General features: G+C 59.1%; 17 protein-coding genes. 6 read left to right on the plus strand and 11 right to left on the minus strand.

Annotated elements, in window-relative coordinates:
• The first annotated feature begins 39 nt into the window (after nucleotides 1-39).
• The 3 genes from ACQZ5M_RS11920 to ACQZ5M_RS11930 all read left to right on the plus strand — a co-directional run bounded on the left by ACQZ5M_RS11920 (nucleotide 40) and on the right by ACQZ5M_RS11930 (nucleotide 4,439).
• Nucleotides 40-1,824, plus strand: coding sequence for a methyl-accepting chemotaxis protein (locus tag ACQZ5M_RS11920; protein ID WP_296084816.1), 1,785 nt, complete (start codon nucleotides 40-42; stop codon nucleotides 1,822-1,824).
• Nucleotides 1,824-2,300 carry a chemotaxis protein CheW gene (locus tag ACQZ5M_RS11925; protein ID WP_296020376.1) on the plus strand — a complete coding sequence of 159 codons (477 nt, stop codon included), beginning with the start codon at nucleotides 1,824-1,826 and terminating at the stop codon, nucleotides 2,298-2,300. Before ACQZ5M_RS11920 ends, ACQZ5M_RS11925 begins: the two co-directional genes overlap by 1 nt.
• A gap of 378 nt (nucleotides 2,301-2,678) precedes the next feature.
• Complete coding sequence (locus ACQZ5M_RS11930; RefSeq protein WP_449079861.1) at nucleotides 2,679-4,439, plus strand: methyl-accepting chemotaxis protein; 1,761 nt, start codon at nucleotides 2,679-2,681, stop codon at nucleotides 4,437-4,439.
• Nucleotides 4,440-4,921: 482 nt separating this feature from the next.
• On the opposite strand, the gene ACQZ5M_RS11935 is transcribed toward ACQZ5M_RS11930, so the two are convergent.
• The 7 genes from ACQZ5M_RS11935 to ACQZ5M_RS11965 form a co-directional block, all read right to left on the minus strand.
• Nucleotides 4,922-5,332 carry a F0F1 ATP synthase subunit epsilon gene (locus tag ACQZ5M_RS11935; RefSeq protein WP_296020380.1) on the minus strand — a complete coding sequence of 137 codons (411 nt, stop codon included), beginning with the start codon at nucleotides 5,330-5,332 and terminating at the stop codon, nucleotides 4,922-4,924.
• Between the two features lie 87 nt (nucleotides 5,333-5,419).
• Entirely contained in the window at nucleotides 5,420-6,877 is a 1,458-nt protein-coding gene (gene atpD / locus ACQZ5M_RS11940) for a F0F1 ATP synthase subunit beta (RefSeq protein ID WP_296020383.1), read from the minus strand.
• 23 nt (nucleotides 6,878-6,900) lie between these two features.
• Complete coding sequence (locus ACQZ5M_RS11945; protein ID WP_296020384.1) at nucleotides 6,901-7,779, minus strand: F0F1 ATP synthase subunit gamma; 879 nt, start codon at nucleotides 7,777-7,779, stop codon at nucleotides 6,901-6,903.
• Nucleotides 7,780-7,806: 27 nt separating this feature from the next.
• The gene (atpA, locus tag ACQZ5M_RS11950) at nucleotides 7,807-9,336 is read right to left on the minus strand and encodes a F0F1 ATP synthase subunit alpha (RefSeq protein WP_296020386.1); all 1,530 of its coding nucleotides are present in this window, start codon (nucleotides 9,334-9,336) and stop codon (nucleotides 7,807-7,809) included.
• Complete coding sequence (locus tag ACQZ5M_RS11955; protein ID WP_296077384.1) at nucleotides 9,336-9,902, minus strand: F0F1 ATP synthase subunit delta; 567 nt, start codon at nucleotides 9,900-9,902, stop codon at nucleotides 9,336-9,338. The genes atpA and ACQZ5M_RS11955 overlap by 1 nt, the downstream gene beginning before the upstream one ends.
• Before the next feature lie 261 nt (nucleotides 9,903-10,163).
• Nucleotides 10,164-10,550, minus strand: a complete 387-nt coding sequence (locus ACQZ5M_RS11960; RefSeq protein ID WP_296037749.1) for an AGROH133_08824 family phage infection protein — start codon at nucleotides 10,548-10,550, stop codon at nucleotides 10,164-10,166.
• 82 nt (nucleotides 10,551-10,632) lie between these two features.
• Nucleotides 10,633-12,876, minus strand: coding sequence for a primosomal protein N' (locus tag ACQZ5M_RS11965; protein ID WP_296077374.1), 2,244 nt, complete (start codon nucleotides 12,874-12,876; stop codon nucleotides 10,633-10,635).
• A 180-nt stretch (nucleotides 12,877-13,056) separates the two neighbouring features.
• Between ACQZ5M_RS11965 and ACQZ5M_RS11970 the strand changes: the two genes are divergently transcribed.
• Together ACQZ5M_RS11970 and ACQZ5M_RS11975 are read left to right on the plus strand one after the other, a co-directional pair.
• Nucleotides 13,057-13,992: a tyrosine recombinase XerC gene (locus ACQZ5M_RS11970; RefSeq protein ID WP_449079862.1), complete on the plus strand. Its 936-nt coding sequence runs from the start codon at nucleotides 13,057-13,059 to the stop codon at nucleotides 13,990-13,992.
• Between the two features lie 91 nt (nucleotides 13,993-14,083).
• Complete coding sequence (locus tag ACQZ5M_RS11975; RefSeq protein WP_449079863.1) at nucleotides 14,084-15,181, plus strand: TraB/GumN family protein; 1,098 nt, start codon at nucleotides 14,084-14,086, stop codon at nucleotides 15,179-15,181.
• On the opposite strand, the gene ACQZ5M_RS11980 is transcribed toward ACQZ5M_RS11975, so the two are convergent.
• Nucleotides 15,178-15,651, minus strand: coding sequence for a DUF2867 domain-containing protein (locus tag ACQZ5M_RS11980; protein ID WP_449079954.1), 474 nt, complete (start codon nucleotides 15,649-15,651; stop codon nucleotides 15,178-15,180). The two genes, ACQZ5M_RS11975 and ACQZ5M_RS11980, sit on opposite strands and share 4 nt — an antisense overlap.
• A 262-nt stretch (nucleotides 15,652-15,913) precedes the next feature.
• On the opposite strand from ACQZ5M_RS11980, the gene ACQZ5M_RS11985 reads away from it, so the two are divergent.
• Nucleotides 15,914-17,911: a BCCT family transporter gene (locus tag ACQZ5M_RS11985; RefSeq protein ID WP_296035239.1), complete on the plus strand. Its 1,998-nt coding sequence runs from the start codon at nucleotides 15,914-15,916 to the stop codon at nucleotides 17,909-17,911.
• A gap of 73 nt (nucleotides 17,912-17,984) precedes the next feature.
• On the opposite strand, the gene ACQZ5M_RS11990 is transcribed toward ACQZ5M_RS11985, so the two are convergent.
• The 3 genes from ACQZ5M_RS11990 to ACQZ5M_RS12000 all read right to left on the minus strand — a co-directional run bounded on the left by ACQZ5M_RS11990 (nucleotide 17,985) and on the right by ACQZ5M_RS12000 (nucleotide 20,797).
• Complete coding sequence (locus ACQZ5M_RS11990) at nucleotides 17,985-18,479, minus strand: cytochrome b (protein WP_449079864.1); 495 nt, start codon at nucleotides 18,477-18,479, stop codon at nucleotides 17,985-17,987.
• 134 nt (nucleotides 18,480-18,613) lie between these two features.
• Complete coding sequence (gene lpdA, locus ACQZ5M_RS11995) at nucleotides 18,614-20,020, minus strand: dihydrolipoyl dehydrogenase (protein ID WP_449079865.1); 1,407 nt, start codon at nucleotides 20,018-20,020, stop codon at nucleotides 18,614-18,616.
• Between the two features lie 24 nt (nucleotides 20,021-20,044).
• Nucleotides 20,045-20,797, minus strand: coding sequence for an SDR family oxidoreductase (locus ACQZ5M_RS12000; protein WP_449079866.1), 753 nt, complete (start codon nucleotides 20,795-20,797; stop codon nucleotides 20,045-20,047).
• Nucleotides 20,798-20,806 lie beyond the last annotated feature (9 nt).

Here is a 20,806-nt window from a genome sequence, read left to right on the forward strand (position 1 = left end):
GGTCCGACCAAGGGGTTGAGCCGTGACGGAGTTCACTGAATGCTCTCTCTTCCCGGGACCCATGCAAAAGCGGTCCTTGCAGCGTTAGGCCGCTCGCTGGCCGTTATCGAATTCGACACTTCCGGACATATACTCTCAGCCAACGAAAATTTTTGCAAAGCGATGGGCTATACCGCCGATCAGCTGATCGGCAAGCACCACCGCATTTTCTGCGAACCCTCCTATGCCGATAGCGATGCTTACCAGCAGTTCTGGGCGAATCTTAGAGCCGGTCGCTTCGACAAGCAGCAATACAAGCGGATCGCCAAAGGCGGAAATGAGGTCTGGATCGAGGCCTCTTACAACCCCGTCATGGAGGGCAACAGGGTCACGAGCGTCGTCAAGCTTGCCACCGTCATCACCGATGCGAAGCGCAAGGCGGCCGAAGATGCTGGTAAGCTGGACGCTATTTCCCGCGCGCAGGCCATCATCGAATTCACCCCGACCGGTGAGATCGTTACAGCAAACCAGAATTTTCTGAACGCTGTCGGCTATAGCCTTGAGGAGATCCGCGGCAAGCATCACCGCATTTTCTGCGAAGACAGCATTCGCAACGATCCGTCCTATGGCGAATTCTGGAGAAGACTGGGCTCCGGCGAGTATATGTCAGCAGAGTACAAGCGCATTGCCAAGAGCGGCAAACCGATCTGGATCCAGGCGTCCTACAATCCGATTTTCGACGAAAACGGCAAGGTCTTCAAGATTATCAAGTTCGCAACCGACGTGACCGATCGCGTCACCGCCGTGGACGATCTTGCCTCCAGCCTGACGGCTCTTTCGAATGGAGACCTGACCGGTACGATCTCCGTCTCCTTTACCCCCGCCCTCGAAAAGGTACGGCACGATCTCAATGCCTCGCTGCATAAACTCCAGCACGCCATGCGCAACGTAGCGGAAAGCACCAAGAGCATTACCGAGGGTGCGCGCGAAATCAGCGAAGCCACCGACAACCTTGCCCGGCGTACCGAGCAGCAGGCGGCAGCTGTGGAAGAAACCTCCGCCGCCTTACAGGAGATCACCCGAACGGTGGCGCAGAACGCGGAGCGTGCCGAACAATCCAGCCGTCTGGTCACCAATACGAAAAACGATGCGGAACAGTCTGGCCTGATCGTCAGCAAGGCCATCGACGCCATGGGGCGCATCTCGCAATCGTCCAATGAAATCGGCAGCATCATCAGCGTTATCGATGAGATCGCATTCCAGACGAACCTCCTGGCGCTGAACGCCGGCGTGGAAGCCGCCCGCGCGGGTGAAGCTGGAAAAGGCTTTGCCGTTGTGGCGCAAGAGGTGCGCGCACTGGCGCAACGCTCCGCACAGGCCGCAAAGGAGATCAAGACGCTGATCGACACGTCCGCGCGCCAGGTCGACGAAGGCGTCGAGCTCGTGGGTGAAACCGGCAAGGCACTCGGCAAGATCGTCACCCAGGTCGGAGAGATCAATACCAACGTCGCAGCCATTGTCGAAACCGCCCACGATCAGGCCAATGGCATCAAGGAAATCAACCACGCCATCGCAGCCATGGATACCAACACCCAGCAGAACGCCGCAATGGTGGAACAGACGACCGCGTCCAGCCACGGGCTGGCGCATGAGGCTTATCTTCTGCAGGAATTGCTCACGCAATTTAGATTTGGGAAACAATCTTCTGTTACGAATCAATCACTGCAGCCTGAACGGAAGGTGCCGGTCACACGCGCCCCTGAAAGAAAGCCGAAGCCCGCTCTCTATGCGACGTCCGGCTCTCTCGCTTTGGCTCCGACACAAAAGGATTGGGAAGAATTCTGATGGCAACGATCAATTCGACAAATTTTGGCGGTGAGACACTGGAAATCATCGCTTTTCGCCTCCACGATCAGGAATTCTGCGTCAAGACCACGACGATCCGCGAAATTCGCGGCTGGGCGCCATCCACGCCCATCCCGCACGCGCCGCCGGATGTCATCGGCGTCATGAACCTTCGCGGCTCGGTTATTCCGATCATCGACCTGGCTTACAAGCTTGGCATGAAGAGCACCGTGGCCAATGAGCGCAGCGCCATCGTGGTGGCTGAAGTCCACAACATGGTCATCGGCATGCTGGTCGATCGCGTCTCCGATATTCTGACGATCCCGGCAAACCAGGTTCAGCCCGTGCCGGAAGTATCCGCCTCCTTCGACAAGTCCTTCTCCGAAGGCATCATCGCCAACGAACATGGCATGATCTGCTTCCTGAACCTCGCCAAGATGTTCAAGGGAAGCGAGATGGAAGAACTGGCCGCCTGATACGCGCCCGACATACGAAGTCATCGAAAAAGCCGCGCGGACGCCCTCCGCGCGGCTTTTTTATGTCGCATCCATCCACGCGTAAGTGGAAAGCAGGTAGCGATTTCCGAGATTCGCTCTGCACCCTTTGGGCTCTTCTTCTGCGGCATGTCGCTCTGGCAAAACCGCTGTACACTTCTACAAGAGATGCTTTAGTCAGGTATCAAAGAGATCGTATTATTTCGTCAATTCTAAGAAAGAAACTTTTAATATTGATTTGCTCTAATGAAACCTGTGCGAGCGCAGAAATCAATCAGCCAGTGCGCAAGTAGCAGTTTCGGAAACCTTTCGTCTTTCCTCCAAACTGCCACCACGATTTCGGCTGTCCTGGGGGTCAAGATGTTTTTGCTGGGGCAAGGTGCAGATAACAGTAATATCGTGAGGGCGATTGCCGCATCACATGCCGTTATCGAGTTCGATCTAAGCGGTACGGTCCTTCACGCCAACACCAATTTCTGTTCGGAACTCGGTTACGAGCTTGCCGAAATCGTCGGGCAGCATCACCGGATATTCTGTGATGCCGATCATTGTGCCTCTCAAGCCTACCGCGACTTCTGGGAAGACCTCAAGACGGGTAAAGCCCGAACCGGAGAATTCAAGCGGCTACGCAAGGATGGCCGTGAGATCTGGATAGAGGCGTCCTACAATCCGGTCTTTCGCGGCAGCAAGCCTTACAAGGTCGTGAAGATAGCAACCGACATCACCGCAAGGAAGCTCAAGGCAAATGAGGACAACAGCAAGCTGGAGGCAATCTCACGCTCACAGGCGGTCATAGAGTTCACGCCGACCGGCCATATCCTCACTGCAAACCGCAATTTCTGCGACGGGCTGGGCTACGCTCTGGAAGAAATCGAAGGCCGTCATCACCGGATGTTTTGCGATCCAGCCTATGTCGCCTCTGATGCCTATAGCAACTTCTGGCGACGCCTGGCATCCGGAGAGTTCATCTCCGACGAGTTCGTGCGCTACGGCAAACACGGCAAGGAAGTATGGATACAGGCTGCCTATAACCCTATCCTGGATGACACGGGAGCGGTGGTTAAAGTCGTCAAATTCGCCACTGACGTCACCCCGCGCATGAGCGCGATCACGACGCTCGGGCAGGCCCTGCGCGCGCTGGCCGAAGGCAATCTGCGGCAAAGCCTCGATACGCCCTTCGTCCCGAGCATGGAAAAGCTCAGGAGCGACTTCAACGAGGTAATCGAAAAGCTGCGTCTGACGATGCTCACCGTTGCCCAGAATGCCGAGACCATTGCATCCGGCTCATCCGAAATTCGTTCGGCGGCAGATGATCTGGCAAGGCGCACGGAGCAGCAGGCAGCCTCGCTGGAAGAAAGTGCTGCGGCTATCGAGCAGATTACCACCACGGGCGCCGATGCCAGCAGGCGGGCCGATGAGGCAGGACGGCTCGTCAGCGAGACCAAAGCCCAGGCCGAACGCTCCGGTACGATTGTGGACAAGGCGATTGCCGCTATGGATGCCATTTCACAATCTGCCGGCGAAATCACCAACATCATCGGCGTCATCGATACGATCGCCTTTCAGACCAATCTCCTGGCCCTGAATGCAGGGGTCGAGGCGGCGCGGGCGGGTGAATCCGGCAAAGGCTTTGCCGTCGTGGCACAGGAGGTACGCGATCTGGCGCAGCGCTCCGCCAGTGCAGCCAAGGAGATCCGGCAACTGATCAACACCTCGGGCCAGCATGTGGCGCACGGCGTTGACCTCGTTGGCGAGGCAGGGCAAGCCCTCCAACATATTGCCACTCAGGTGGACAGGATTGACACCAATGTTGCGGCCATCGTCGAGGCGGCCCGCGAGCAGGCCAATGGGCTCAGCGAAATCAACCACGCCGTCAACCTCATGGACCAGGCCACGCAAAAAAATGCCGCGATGGTCGAGGAGACGAATGCGGCGAGCCACGGTCTGGCGCGCGAAGCAGACGCTCTGCACCAGCTACTCACCCAGTTCGACGTGGGGCTGGCAGGCGCGCCCTCCCCTGCCTCCGCGCAATCAGCGTCTGCGGCAAGGCACTCTGTGACGCCGCTGGCTGGCCGACGGAATGGCTCTGCAGCGGTAGCACCGAAATGGACTGAGTTCTGAGGGCATAGCATGTTGCCCTCCGTTGGCCTCACACATCAGGCGTCGGTCAGAGACGCCGTGTGATGACGCCATCGCAGATTAGCGTTTATATGGGCGAGAAGCAGACGCACTGCGCCAGCTACTCACCCAGTTCGACGTGGGCCTCGCTGACGCGCCCTTCCCTTCATCGTCGCAATCCGCGCCTGCGGCAACGCACTCTGTGGGGCCCTTGCCTGGCCACGTAAAGTCTCTGCTGCGGTAGCTCCGAAATGGACTGAGTTCCGAGGGCATAGCCTGTTGCCCATCGTTGACTTCACACATCGGACGTCGGCCAGAGACGCCGTGTGATGTTGCCATCGCAGGAGAGTGCCGTTTTTGATGGTGAGCGGCCAGCTATCCTCTGCGCCTCCTGCCGAGGCTAGAAAAACAAAAAGCGGCCATAAAAGCCGCTTTCGTCTGAGCTTATATGTGGACGGTTGCTCAACTTAACCCGCCCGGTCCTTTCAAGCGGCGACGAGAACCTCGTGCAGGTCCGTCAACTCGTAAAGGTACTTTTCAAGCTTCGTCAGATGATCGTGGTGGTGGTTGCCCTCCTCGATCTCCGAACGGGCAGCAGCGATGCGCTTCTGCAGATCGTCCGGTGTCATGTCGTCAGCCGAAACGGCAGATTCGGCGAGCAATGTGCAACCGGTCGGCAGGATATCGGCAAAACCGCCGAAAACCACATACTTGTGCGTTTCGCCAGATGCCGTCTTTACCCGGACGATACCAGGCTTAATCGTCGTCATGACCGGCGCGTGATTGACCAGAACCGTCATTTCGCCTTCCGTTGCCGGAATAACGACTTCGCTGACCGTCTCGGACACCAGCAGACGTTCGGGAGAAACAAGTTCGAATTTGAAAGTGTCGGCCATGGCTATTCACTTCTTCTGATTGCGCGACAGACGATGTCGCGGGGGGCAACGGCGCGCGGCGAAAAACCGCGCACCAGTTCAATCACATCAAGCGGCTTCGCCAGCCAGCTTCTTTGCCTTCTCGATAGCTTCGTCCATGGAGCCGACCATGTAGAAAGCCGCTTCCGGCAGGTGGTCGTACTCGCCGTTGACGAGACCCTTGAAGCCCTTGATCGTGTCTTCGAGAGCCACGAGCTTGCCCGGAGAACCGGTGAAGACTTCGGCGACGAAGAACGGCTGGGACAGGAAGCGCTCGATCTTGCGGGCGCGGGCAACCGACAGCTTGTCTTCTTCCGACAGTTCGTCCATGCCGAGGATGGCGATGATGTCCTGTAGAGCCTTGTAGCGCTGCAGGGTCGACTGAACCTTACGAGCCACTTCATAGTGCTCTTCGCCGACGATCAGCGGATCGAGCATGCGCGAGGTGGAGTCGAGCGGGTCAACAGCCGGGTAGATACCCTTTTCGGCGATCGAACGCGACAGAACGGTCGTTGCGTCCAAGTGGGCGAACGAGGTCGCAGGTGCCGGGTCGGTCAAGTCGTCGGCAGGAACGTAAATGGCCTGAACCGAGGTGATCGAACCCTTGGTCGTCGTCGTGATGCGTTCCTGCATCTGGCCCATGTCCGTTGCCAGTGTCGGCTGATAGCCAACGGCAGACGGGATACGGCCAAGCAGAGCGGACACTTCCGAGCCAGCCTGCGTGAAGCGGAAGATGTTGTCCACGAAGAACAGAACGTCCTGGCCTTCGTCGCGGAAGTTTTCAGCGATCGTCAGACCGGTCAGAGCAACGCGGGCACGCGCGCCTGGCGGCTCGTTCATCTGGCCGTAAACGAGAGCAGCCTTGGAGCCTTCGCCGCCGCCGTGCTTGTTAACGCCGGACTCGATCATTTCGTGGTAAAGGTCGTTACCTTCACGGGTACGTTCACCCACACCTGCGAAGACGGAGTAACCGCCATGCGCCTTGGCGACGTTGTTGATGAGTTCCATGATCAGAACCGTCTTGCCAACGCCCGCGCCGCCGAACAGACCGATCTTGCCGCCCTTTGCGTAAGGTGCGAGCAGGTCGACGACCTTGATGCCGGTGACGAGGATCTGCGCTTCCGTCGACTGGTCGACGTAGGACGGAGCTTCCTGGTGGATGGCGCGCTTGGACGCAGTGTTCAGCGGGCCAGCTTCGTCAACCGGCTCGCCAATGACGTTCATGATACGGCCGAGCGTTTCAGGACCGACCGGAACCGAGATCGGCGCGCCGGTGTTGGCGACCGGCTGGCCGCGAACGAGGCCTTCGGTGGAGTCCATCGCGATGGTACGAACGACGTTTTCGCCGAGGTGCTGCGCAACTTCGAGAACGAGGCGGTTGCCATTGTTGTCGGTTTCGAGCGCGTTCAGGATCGCCGGCAGTTCGCCTTCGAACGCAACGTCCACAACAGCGCCGATAACCTGCGTAACCTTGCCGGTAGCGCCCTCGGTCGCTGCGGTCTTAATGGGGGTAGCTGCCTGAGCCATTATCCTTACCCTCTTTCCTTACCTCAGAGCGCTTCCGCGCCCGAAATGATTTCGATGAGTTCCTTGGTGATCTGAGCCTGACGCTGACGGTTGTAGGACAGCGTCAACTTGTGGATCATTTCACCGGCATTGCGGGTTGCGTTGTCCATCGCGCTCATCTTGGCGCCCATTTCGCCAGCCACGTTTTCCAGCAGTGCGCGGAAAACCTGGACGGAAATGTTGCGCGGAATGAGGTCTTCCAGAATGGAGGCTGCATCCGGCTCGTATTCGTAGATCGCCGTATTGTTGGTCGCTGCCTGCTCGGTGGCTGGAACAGCAGCCGGGATCAACTGAAGGCCGGTCGGGATCTGGCTGATCACGGACTTGAATTCCGAGTAGATCAGCGTGCAGACATCGAACTCGCCGGCATTGAAACGGGCAATGATGTTCTTGGCGATCATATCGGCGTTGGCAAAGCCCACCCGCTTCACGTCACGCAGTTCGATGCGCTCGATGATGTTGGATGAGAATTCGCGACGCAGGCTGTCGTAGCCCTTCTTGCCGACGGTGATGATCTTGACCGTCTTACCCTGCGCCATCAGCTTGCGGGCATGATCGCGGGCAAAACGGGAAATCTGTGAGTTGAAACCGCCGCACAGACCGCGCTCCGCCGTGCAGACGACGAGCAGATGCACATCGTCCTTGCCGGTTCCGGTCATCAGCGCCGGAGCGACATCGGCTTCCACCGCCTGAGCGATGTTGGCCAGCACGGCGCTCATGCGCTGCGAATATGGGCGGGCGGCCTCCGCAGCTTCCTGGGCGCGCCGAAGCTTCGCCGCGGCGACCATTTTCATCGCCTTGGTTATCTTCTGCGTCGCCTTTACGGAGGCAATGCGGTTTTTCAGATCCTTTAGTGAAGGCATCCGTTATCCGTCCCAGTCAGAGCCTAATCAGGAGAAAGACTTGGCGAAGTTATCGAGAGCAGCCTTGAGCTTGCCCTTGGTATCGTCGCTGATAGCCTTTTCCGTGCGGATGGTGTCGAGGATCGCCTTGCCTTCGGAACGAAGGTAGGACAGCAGACCCTGTTCGAACTTGCCGACCTGGTTTACCGCGACCTTGTCGAGGTAGCCATTGACGCCAGCGAAGATCACCGCAACCTGCTCTTCCGTCTTGAGCGGAGAGAACTGCGGCTGCTTCAGAAGTTCGGTCAGACGCGCACCACGGTTCAGCAGGCGCTGCGTGGAGGCATCGAGGTCCGAACCGAACTGGGCGAATGCTGCCATTTCGCGATACTGGGCAAGCTCACCCTTGATCGAGCCGGCAACCTGCTTCATGGCCTTGATCTGAGCGGCAGAACCAACGCGCGAAACGGACAGACCGACGTTAACAGCCGGACGGATACCCTGGTAGAACAGGTCGGTTTCGAGGAAGATCTGGCCGTCGGTGATCGAGATCACGTTGGTCGGAATAAAGGCGGAAACGTCGTTGCCCTGCGTTTCGATGACCGGCAGAGCCGTCAGCGAGCCAGCGCCCATTTCGTCGCTCATCTTTGCAGCGCGCTCGAGAAGACGCGAGTGCAGATAGAAAACGTCGCCAGGGTAAGCTTCGCGGCCCGGAGGACGACGCAGAAGAAGCGACATCTGACGGTAGGCAACAGCCTGCTTGGACAGGTCGTCATAGCCGATCAGGGCATGCTTGCCGTTGTCACGGAAGTATTCGCCCATGGCGCAGCCGGCAAACGGTGCCAGGAACTGCATCGGAGCAGCGTCCGAAGCAGTCGCCGCGATGACGATGGAATACTGCAGAGCGCCACGCTCTTCCAGAACCTTGACGAACTGGGCAACGGTCGAACGCTTCTGGCCGACGGCGACGTAGACGCAGTACAGCTTGTCGTTGTCCGGGCCGTTGTCGTGGATCGGCTTCTGGTTCAGGAACGTGTCGAGAATGATGGCGGTCTTGCCGGTCTGGCGGTCGCCGATGACGAGCTCGCGCTGGCCACGGCCAACCGGGATCAGAGCGTCGATAGCCTTGAGGCCGGTCGACATCGGCTCATGAACCGACTTGCGCGGAATGATGCCAGGAGCCTTGACGTCGACGCGGCGGCGTTCCGTCGCATTGATCGGGCCCTTGCCGTCGATCGGGTTGCCGAGGGCGTCAACGACGCGGCCGAGCAACTCGGGACCGACGGGAACGTCAACGATCGCACCTGTGCGCTTGACGGTGTCGCCTTCCTTGATGTCACGGTCGGAACCGAAAATAACCACACCGACATTGTCGGCTTCAAGGTTCAGCGCCATGCCGCGAATGCCGCCGGGGAACTCGACCATTTCACCAGCCTGAACATTGTCGAGGCCGTAAACGCGAGCAATACCGTCACCAACGGACAGAACCTGGCCGACTTCGGAGACTTCCGCCTCGTTGCCGAAATTTTTGATTTGATCTTTCAGAATTGCGGAAATTTCCGCGGCGCGGATATCCATCAGCCAACCTCTTTCAGTGCAAGCTTAAGGGTGGAAAGTTTGGTGCGAAGAGACGTATCGATCTGGCGTGAACCGACCTTGACGATGAGACCGCCGAGGATGGAAGGATCGACCGTAAGAGCGATCGCCACGTCCTTGCCGGTCACACTCTTCAGCGCCGCTTTCAGTTCAGTTTCCTGCGCTTCGTCGAGCGCATGCGCCGAAGTAACTTCGGCAACAATTTCGCCGCGATGAGCAGCAGCAATAGTACGGTAGGAGGCAATCATGCCGGGAACGGCAAACAGGCGGCGGTTATTGGCCACGACCTTGAGGAAATTGGCAGCAAGACCGGAAATGCGAGCCTTTTCAGCGATGGCCGAAATGGCCTTCGACTGATCTTCCGAAGAGAAGACCGGGCTCGCAACCAGACGCTTCAAGTCGTCGCTTTCATCGAGCAAGGCCTGAAACCTGTCGAGATCGGCACCGACTGCCTCAACAACACCCGCTTCCAAGGCAAGCTCGAAAAGCGAAGACGCATACCTTTCCGCTACACCGGATGTTCCATGGGAGGTATCTGCCACGGGCAATTTTTCCCTGCTATTCATCCAAGAAAACGCAGCCGAGAGATCGGCTTCGTCAAATTCTTGAATTCGTTTCAATTTCCCCGAAAAAGGCTGGAATTCCCCCCTGCCTTATCTCGATTTCGCGGTCCGTCTAGCATACGACGCCGGGACTCGCAACACGCGTAATAGCGGAAACCTTCTTTTGAACAAGGGGTAATGCGGTTTAATTTTCCCAATGACGCGCTTGTGACGCTACCAGCGGGAGGAAATGCTTTGAAGCCGATGTTAAACGAGGCCGAAAACATACATCAGCGGGAAAGCAGCAAGAACAACATGCACAACCATAAGTAATAAATTGCGAAGCGTTGCGCCTCCATCCGACAGGATGGAAAGCAGCGCGCCGAAGACCGCAAGTGCGAAAGCCGCGCCAAATGCCAGATAGACCATGGGCTGGGCGAGCAGAAGCGCGGACACACCCAGGCCGAGATAAAGTCCGGCAAGCGAGGAGCGGATCAACACCAGACCATCGCGGCGTTCGCCCGTCACCTGAAGCCCGAAGAGACGGAAGGTGATCATCGGCGCAAACATCACCAGCAGGCCTATCAGCGACGACAACACCGCTGCCCCGAAAGCGAGCTGTTCACCCAGCTCTGTCGGAAAGTAAAACTCCATTGATCATCCCCAAATCGCGAATCCCTTGGGCCGCCTTATGCCACGGCGGGAGCGAGGCCGAAAGATGGTCGTGCCACAGCCCTTACAGGAAGCTTTGCGGATCGATATCGGTCTGCACGTGGATGGAGCCGCGCGCCTTCGGGCCATTGGTGATCATCGCCCGCAGGAAGGACTGCATGTCGGAATTGCGCTTGCCATGCACCAGAAGCCGGAAGCGATGGCGCCCGCGGATCAAGGCGAGTGGCGCTTCCGCCGGACCGAGCAGCATGATGCCCGGCGCTTGCGGAGCCGAGGCGCGCAACGCTCGCGCATGGGTTTCCGCTTCCGCCCGGCTATCGGCGGACACGATGATAGACGCCAAGCGACCAAAAGGCGGCAGCAGCGCCTTTTCACGCTCGATGATTTCGCGCTCGTAAAATGCTTCCGCGTCACCGGATACGATCGCCTGCATCACCGGATGTTGCGGCTGGTAGGTCTGCAGCAGACCATGGCTCTTACGCCCGGTGCGCCCTGCGCGGCCCGTCACCTGCGACAAGAGCTGGAAGGTGCGCTCGGCCGCGCGCGGATCACCATTGGCAAGCCCTAGATCGGCGTCGACAATGCCGACCAGCGTCATCAGCGGGAAGTTATGCCCTTTGGCGACGAGCTGAGTGCCGATGACGATATCCGCCTCGCCCTTGACGATGGCTTCGAGTTCCAGCCGCAGGCGCTTCACCCCCATCAGGTCGGAGGACAGCACGATTGTGCGGGCTTCTGGAAAATGCTTCTCCACCTCTTCGGCAATGCGCTCCACCCCCGGACCGCAGGCAGCCAGATGGTCGAAGGTGCCACATTCCGGGCAATGATCCGGTGTCGGCTCGCTGTGGCCGCATTGATGGCATTGCAGCTGGCTGCGGAAACGATGCTCCACCAGCCAGCTTGAACATTGCGGGCACTGGAAGCGATGGCCACAGACACGGCAGAGCGTCAGCGGCGCATAGCCGCGTCGATTGAGGAAAAGCAGCGCCTGCTCGCCCTTCTCGATGGTTTTGCCAATACCGCGCAACAGGACGGGAGACAGAAAGCCCCCGCGTTCCGGCGGGTGACGGCGCATATCGACCAGATGTAGATCGGGCATGGCCGCATCACCGAAGCGCGTATGCAGATGAATGGTGTTGTAGCGACCGGAATTGCCGTTCACCTGGCTTTCGACCGAGGGTGTTGCCGACACCAGCACGATGGGAAAATCGCCGATGCGAGCCCGTACCACCGCCATATCGCGCGCATTATAAAAGACGCGGTCTTCCTGCTTGTAAGCCGGATCATGCTCTTCATCGACGATGATGAGACCGAGATTGTCGAAGGGCAGGAAGAGTGCAGAACGCGCACCCGCAACCACCCTCACCTCACCCGTCACCGCCTGGCGCCAGACCCGTTCGCGCATGCGCGGCGAAATATCGGAATGCCACTCTGCCGGACGCGAGCCAAAGCGGTCTTCGAAGCGATCGAGGAAGGCGGCGGTCAGCGCGATTTCTGGCAACAGGATCAGCACCTGCTTGCCTTGGCGCAGGGTCTCGGCAACCGCCTCGAAATAGACTTCCGTCTTGCCGGAGCCCGTCACGCCATCGATCAGCGACACGGCAAAGCCGCCTTTGCGCACGTCCTCCAGAATTTCGGATGCGGCCTGCTTCTGCGGACCTTCCAGTCGCGACGGCGCATATTCCGGGTCGGGCTCCGCCACCACGGGAGGCGCTGGCAGGAAGATGGTTTCGAATACGCCCTGCTTGGCAAGCCCCTCGACCACGCTTGTGGAGACACCCGCCGCATGGGCAAGCCCGCTGCGCGTCCAGCCATGACCTTCACCGGCAAGCTCGATTACCCGCTCGCGGGCGGGGGTGAGCCGTTCAGGCCGGGCTTCGGTCAGCCGCAATCCTTCGACCATCGGCTCCGGATCGAAGGCGGCGGGCGCACGCAATGCCATCTTCGCCACCAGCCCCGGCGGCGAGAGCGTATAGGATGCCACCCAATCGATGAAGCGGCGCATCTCTTCGCGAAGCGGCGGGCAGTCGAAGGTTTTCGTGATCGGGCGAAGCTTCTTCGGGTCGACGGGCGGCCCGTCGCTTTTGTCCCACACCACGCCGATGACCTGCCTCGGACCGAGCGGCACCTGCACGATGGAGCCCGGCTCCACCACCATATCCTCCGGCACGCCATAGCTATAGGGCCCCGGCGCCGGCATCGGCACCAGAACGGGAACGGCAACGGTTGGCGAAGCGTCACCCGGTTTCATGCTGCCGGATGCAGGGCCAAATAGAGCGCCAAAAAGATCGGTCGAATCGTCTGCCATGGTTGCGGCGACATTGTCCTTTAGGAAACGAAAAGGGAACCTCTATAGCATCGGCAGGAAAATCGGAACGGTTTTCGAACACGCAAGTGGGCAAAGCTCATCACGCCGATATCGAGCCTTTAACCAAATACTGACCGCATAAGCCTATGATGGATACCTAATCGAAACAGGATGCACGACGTGGACGAAATTCTCACCTTTGCCGATCCGGAGCTTCTGGAAAAGCGTCGGGAGTGGCTGGCCGGACTGGAAGACGGGCGCCGTTTGTCGCGCCACACGCTGGATGCCTATGAGCGTGACACGCGCCAGTTCCTGATCTTCATGACCGGTTATAACGGCCATCCCGCCCGCATCAAGGATATCGAAAATCTCCGCGCCACCGATCTGCGCGCGTTTCTGGCTGCGCGGCGCAAAGAGGGCACAGGCGCACGTTCGCTCGGCCGCAATCTGGCGGGTCTACGCTCCCTCTTGCGCTTTCTGGAGAAGACCGGGCTGGTCAATGCCGCAGGTGCCACCGCCATGCGCGCGCCCAAACAGCCAAAGTCGCTACCCAAACCGCTGACAGATGGTCAGGCGCTGAGGATCACTACCCAAGAGGGGCAACTGGCAGAAGAGCCGTGGATTGCCGCGCGCAACGCGGCAGTGCTGGCACTGCTTTATGGCTGCGGTCTTCGTATCTCCGAAGCACTCAATCTCAGGCCCTCCGACTTTCCGGCAGGCGCCAGGAGTCTTCGCGTCATCGGCAAGGGCAAGAAGATGCGGCTCGTGCCGCTGCTGCCCTTGGTGCTGGAAGCGGTGGAGGCCTATCGCAAGCTCTGCCCCTATGCGCTCTCAAACGACGAGCCGATCTTTCTCGGCGCACGCGGCGGCAAGCTCCAGCCAGCCATCATCCAGCGCGAAATGCAAAAGATGCGCAGCGCCTTCAACCTGCCGGATAACGCCACGCCGCATGCGCTGCGCCATTCCTTCGCCACCCATCTTCTGGCAGGCGGCGGCGATCTCCGCACCATTCAGGAACTCCTCGGCCACGCCAGCCTGTCGACGACGCAGATCTATACCGGTGTCGATACGGCACGCCTGCTGGACATTTACGACAAGGCCCACCCAAGGGCTTGAGACCTTTTTAACACATTGGAAACCATGAGCATTAACCGTCCGTGCAAATCCCCTCCCCTATAAGCCATAACACGCAGACGGAGGTGATTCGATGACCGTTCTCTTGCGGCCGCAAGGCCTGACAGCACTCTTGATGGGCCGGTTCGGCAACGCACTTCTGTGGCTACTTGCCGCCCTGCACGTGGCTGCGCTTTCCATTCTGCTCGTGACGCTCTTTACCATATCGGAAGCGGGCGCCGCCGAAAATGGCGACGTGACCTGTGGCGGCAAGGATATTCTTGTCGACATGCAAAAGACCGATCCGGCTGCCTATGCCGCGATCGTTTCCGAGGCGGAAAAGACGCCGAACGGCAGAGGCACTCTCTGGAAGATTGAGAAGGAAGGCAAGCAACCTTCCTGGCTTCTCGGCACCATGCATCTTGCCGATCCCCGCGTTGTTGCGATGCCCAAGGGCGCGAAGGAAGCCTTTGCCAATGCCCGGACAGTCATCGTCGAATCCGATGAGATCACCGACGAAAAGAAGGCTACCGGCTCACTGCTTGCCAAGCCTGAACTCACAATGTTTCTCGATGGCAAGTCGATCACCGATATGCTGTCCAAGGAGGATGTGGCAAAGCTTGAACGCGGCCTGAAGGAGCGCGGCATACCGCTGAATGCGGTGATGAAGATGAAGCCATGGATCCTGTCCAGCTTCGTTGCCCTGCCCGCCTGCGAACTGGCCCGCAAGGCAAAGGGTGCCGAATTTCTCGACATGAAGCTTGCCAATGACGCTTTGAAACAAGGCAAGCATCTCGTCGGGCTGGAAACGGTGGCGGAGCAATTGACCGCCATGTCCGAGTTGCCCATGACATTTCATGTGCAGTCGCTGATCGAGATGCTGGACATGGGTGACAAGATGGAGGACCTCATGGCCACCATGATCGACCTTTATCTGAAGGGCGAGATCGCCACGATCACGCCGATGATGAAAAGCATCGACCCCACAAAGGACAAAAACTCCGATGACGGTTACGCCGCTTTCGAACAACGGCTGATCACCGACCGTAACCACGTGATGGCGGATCGCGCCGACCACTACCTCGATGAAGGCGGCGTGTTCATGGCCGTCGGCGCGCTTCACCTGCCAGGCAATGAGGGCGTGATCGAACTGCTGCGGAAAAAGGGCTTTACGCTGAGCCCGGCAAACTAACGGTTTTCGCTAAGCAAGACCGGATGAATGTGCGTGCAAAAGGGTCGCATTGTCGCCGGCACGATGCGACGATGAAACGGCCCAGCAGCGAAGAGATAGATCCTGCCAAACAGGTTCTTGCGCCGAACGAGAGTTGTCACGCGCACCACGCTGCCATCTTCCATTTCCTGCAGATCGACGACGATCCTGAAATCCAGATGACGGTCATCGAAACCGAGAACCGTCCGCTCCCGTGACGACGAAACGACAGGAAATCCGCCAGCCGATTCGCCGGTCGCAAGCGCCACCGCTTTCAGCCCGACGAGCGATACGATGCGGTTGCGAAGTGCCATCAACCCGCTGATCCATGCTGGGGGATGATCGAGAAGACGCCGGGCGATCTCGAGCGAGTGAGACTGGTGATCGCCCACCTCTCCTTCGAAGCAATCGCGCCAATCGGCACCCGGCAATATGCCGCTTAAATCTCTCACACCCAACGCCCCCGCCTTCCATCGCGACACCCATGAAAGGCACTATCGCCCTTTTCGTAAGGCGCGAATACGCGACAATCCGACGCTGCTGCGACTTCGGCAGCTTCGGCTTCAGCGTGTATTAGAGGCCGCGTACGAAAACGGACATGCATACGCAACTATTTGGCGCGCAATACATTTGCGGCATGGGCGCGTTTAGCGTGGGGCATGCGCGCCCGCGCAATAGGTATTTGATCACGTTATCGATTGAGAGGGAAAACAGATGGGCGAAGAACAAGCGTCTGAAGACACGAAGCCTATGGGGTTGATGGAAGGCGTCAATAAACCCGTATTTTTCTGGTCGGCCGGTTTGACCGCCATCTTCGTGCTGGCCGGTGTCATCTGGCCTCAAGGCTCTGCTGCCGTCTTCAGTGCGGTACAGTCATGGATTGTCACCGAACTCGGTTGGGTCTACCTGCTGTCGGTCGCGATCTTTCTGATCTTCATGCTCTATCTTGGCTGCTCCAGCTATGGCCGCATCAAGCTCGGTCCGAACCATGCGGAGCCGGACTACAGTTATAGCGCATGGTTCTCCATGCTGTTTGCAGCCGGCATGGGCATCGGTCTGGTCTTCTTCGGCGTTGCCGAGCCAATCAAGCATTTCACCGCACCGCCGATCGGCGACCCAGAGACGGTCGAAGCGGCGAGAACCGCGATGGAAATCAGCTATTTCCATTGGGGCCTGCATGCCTGGGCCGTTTACGCGGTTATCGGCCTGTCGCTTGCCTACTTCTCCTTCCGCCATGGTCTTCCACTCACCATGCGCTCGGCGCTCTATCCTCTGATCGGAGACCGCATCTACGGTCCGATTGGCAACGCCGTCGATATCTTCGCCGTTATCGGTACGTTGTTCGGCGTCGCGACATCGCTTGGACTTGGTGTGCTTCAGGTCAATGCCGGATTCAACCACGTGCTCGGCTGGTCGATCTCGTTCTGGGTGCAGCTACCGCTCATCGTCATCATCACCGCGATGGCGACCGTCTCCGTGGCGACAGGCCTCGACAAGGGCATCAAGTTTCTGTCGAACATGAACATGTTGATGGCCGTCGCGCTGATGCTCTTCGTCTTTGTCATGGGGCCGACGACCTTCCTGATGCGCGCCTTCGTCCAGAATCTAGGCGCCTATCTCGATCACTTCGTCATGCGCACCTTTTACATGTACGCCTATTCGCCGGATGAGGGTCCAAGCAAATGGCTCGGCAACTGGACGCTGTTCTACTGGGGCTGGTGGATTGCCTGGTCGCCCTTCGTCGGCATGTTCATCGCCCGCATCTCGCGGGGTCGCACTATCCGTGAATTCATCGCCGGTGTTCTTATCGTGCCGGCTGGCTTCAGCTTCGCCTGGATGACCGTCTTTGGCGATACGGCCCTGTCGCTCCACCTGACGGGCGCCACCACTGCCGTCTCCGAGGCCGTGTCGAAGGATGTATCGCTGGCGCTCTTCGTGCTTCTGGAACAGTTCCCGCTTGGACTTTACGTGTCCTGGTTCGCAATGGCGCTGATCGTCTTCTTCTTCGTCACAGGGGCGGATTCGGCAGCACTCGTCATCGATACGCTGACATCGGGCGGACGTGAAGACGGACCAGTGGCGCGCCGTGTTTTCTGGGCCATCATATCCGGTGTCATCGGCGCGATCCTGCTCTACGCGGGCGGCCTCGACGCCTTGCAAACGGCCTCCATAGCAGGCGCCCTACCCTTCACCTTCGTCATGCTGTTGATGTGCTGGGGCCTGTGGAAGGGTCTGAGACGCGAGGGTGCGCGCCAGAACGCGTTGGTCCAGAATCTCCGACCGCGCAACGCGGTCTCCTGGCAGCGACAGTTGCAGGGCATTCTGCATCATCCGTCAAAGGCAGAAGGCGAACGCTTCATGAGCGGCATCGCCACCGAGGCGCTACGCGCCGTGGCGACCGAACTGGAAAAACGTTCACTGGTCACGACACTTGGCGAAGAGCCGGGCAAGCTGAAGCTTACGGTAGCGCCTGGTGAGCCGGAGGAATTCGTCTATGGCGTGCGCATGCGCCGCTACGAGACCCCGGGCTATAGCTTCTTCGAAAGCCAGAGCAACCGCCGACGCGCCGAATATTACTACCGTGCCGAGGTCTTCCTCCTCGATGGCGGCCAGGACTACGACGTCATGGAGTTCTCAAAGGACGAACTGATCCAGGACGTGCTGGAACAGTATGAGCGCCACTTCCAGTACCTCCACGCCATTCGCGCGTAGCTTGGTCTTGTAGAAATCCCGAGGGGCAGGTCGCGATCAAGTAGCCTGCCCCTCGTCTCATTTGCCCGACGCTTCAGGCCATGCGTCGCAACAGGTTGGTACGCCAGAGGAACTGGTGAACCAGCACGCCCAGAATGTGTAAGCCGATCAGTGCCCACAGCAGAGTCTTGATCGGTCCGCCATGCAGCTCTCCTGCAATGTCATTGCCGAAGTAATATTTGCCGATGCCGCTGAGAGGCATGGCCAGGAAGATTGCGTAGAAAGCCCAGTGCGTAACCTTGGCGACCAGCTTTGCGATTGGCGGCTCGTCGGCAGGCGCCGCAGGCACCCCTTGCACCACCCGAAGACAGAGACGCACAAGACATAGCACCAGAATGGCGATCCCGACATAGGCATGGATATTGGCTGAGAAAATATCGTCCGGCGTGATCGGCTCGCCGCGGCGCATCAACCGGTTCCAGTGTTCCATGCCATCGGAAAAGATGAGGTTGAAGAAGATGAGCAGCGCCATCATCCAGTGGAGCGCTTTCTGCGGAATGCTGTAGCCGGTGACGGACGTTGAACCCATGGACTATCCCTCTCGATGGAGTTGTTCGAAAGGCCACAATAAAAGCCGCATCCTGAAGAACAAGATGCGGCTTTCAAGCTTACCGAAATATAATGTTCGGCCCGCCTCACCTGCGAGAGAGCCGAACGCGCCGATTACATGTGGATCGGCTTGAAGAAGGTTGCGAGTGCCGCTTCCTTCACCGCTTCCGACATGGTCGGATGCGCATGGCAGGTACGACCCAGATCTTCGGACGAACCGCTGAATTCCATCAGAACCGAGATTTCCTGGATCAGTTCGCCAGCGCCAAAGCCGAGAATGTGGCCGCCGAGCACGCGGTCGGTTTCCTTGTCGGCGAGGATCTTGACGAAGCCGTCGGTGACCTGCATGGCGCGTGCGCGGCCATTGGCGGTGAAGGGGAACTTGCCGACCTTGTAGGCGATGCCTGCGGCCTTCAGTTCTTCTTCTGTCTTGCCGACGGAAGCGACTTCCGGCTGGGTATAGACCACGCCCGGGATGACGTCGTAATTGACGTGACCATGCTGACCGGCAAGGATTTCGGCAAGGGCCACGCCCTCGTCTTCTGCCTTGTGCGCCAGCATCGGGCCCTTCACCACGTCGCCGATAGCATAGATGCCGGCAACATTGGTCTTGTAGTGACCGTCGATTTCAACGCGACCGCGGCTGTCGAGCGCCACGCCGGCTTCGGCCAGACCGAGGCCATCCGTGTAGGGCTTACGACCGGTGGAGATCAGCACGACGTCGGCGTCCAGCGTTTCGGCTGCACCGCCCTTGACCGGCTCGAACGTGACCTTGGCGCCAGCGCCGGTCTTTTCGACCGCCGTCACCTTGGCGCCAAGCTTGAAGTCGATGCCCTGCTTGGCAAACAGACGCTGCGCCTGCTTGGACAGTTCGCCATCCATGCTGCCGAGAATGTTGTCGAGATATTCGACGACAGTCACCTTGGCGCCGAGACGCTGCCAGACGGAACCGAGTTCGAGACCGATCACACCGCCACCAACGACGATGAGCTTTTCCGGAACCTTCGGCAACGCAATCGCGCCGGTGGAGGAGACAATGATCTGCTCGTCAAGATCGACCTGAACGCCTGGGATGCCAGCAACATCCGAACCCGTGGCAATCACGATGTTCTTGGTTTCCAGTTCCTGCACCGAGCCATCTTCGGCGGTGACGGACACCTTGCCGGCGGACACGACCTTGCCGGTACCCTGGAAGGCATCGATCTTGTTCTTCTTGAACAGGAACGCCACGCCATCGACATTGGCCTTCACCACGCCGTCCTTGTGCCCCATCATCTTGTCGAGGTTGAGCGTCGGTGCTGCAACTTCGATGCCGAGGCTATCCATGCCATGGGCAACATGGGCGAACATTTCCGATGCATGCAGCAGTGCCTTGGAAGGAATGCAACCAACGTTCAGGCAGGTGCCGCCATAGGTGGCGCGCTTTTCGACGACAGCGACTTTGAGACCGAGCTGTGCGGCCTTGACGGCGCAAACATAACCACCAGGGCCGGTACCGATAACAACTACATCATAAGCCATTGGATTTCCTTTATTGTTGGGCAGCTATCTGCCGCCGCTCACATTCAATATGGCGCCCGTCACATAGGACGCCTCGGGCGAAAGAAGGTAGAGGACCGCGTCCGCGATCTCCTGAGCTGTACCGGGTCTTTGCATCGGCACGATGGGGGCCAGATCCGTTGCACGGTTTGGCAGCCCACCCGATGCATGGATGTCGGTATCGATAATGCCGGGGCGGATCGCGTTGACGCGGATACCCTCCGCGGCGACTTCCCGTGACAGACCAATGGTGAACGTGTCCACCGCCCCCTTGGACGCGGCATAGTCCACATACTGGCCGGCACTTCCAAGCACTGCAGCCATCGACGAAATGTTGACGATCGAGCCGCCGCGCCCACCATGCTTGGTGGACATGCGCCGGACGGCTTCGGAGGCGCAACGGATCTTGCCGATGACGTTGATCGCAAACATCCGGTCGAGCCGCTCGCGCGAATACTCATCGACGCGGGCCGTCTGATCGACCACGCCGGCATTGTTGACCAGCCCGTCAATGCGACCGAAACGGCTATCCAGTGCGGCAAAGATCGAGGCGATGCCGTCTTCCGTTCCCGTGTCGCCCTGCACGATATGAGCAGTGCCGCCATCGCGGGCAATATCATCAGCCACGCTTTGTGCCGCCGCTTCGTTGGTGGCGTAATTGACGAGCACGCGCCATCCGCGGTTGGCGGCGAGACGCGCGGTGGCCGCACCAATACCACGGCTGCCACCCGTCACGAGAAGAACCGGACCTTCAGTCATCAGCGCCTA

It is taken from the genome of Rhizobium sp. 22-785-1 (genome assembly GCF_053521965.1).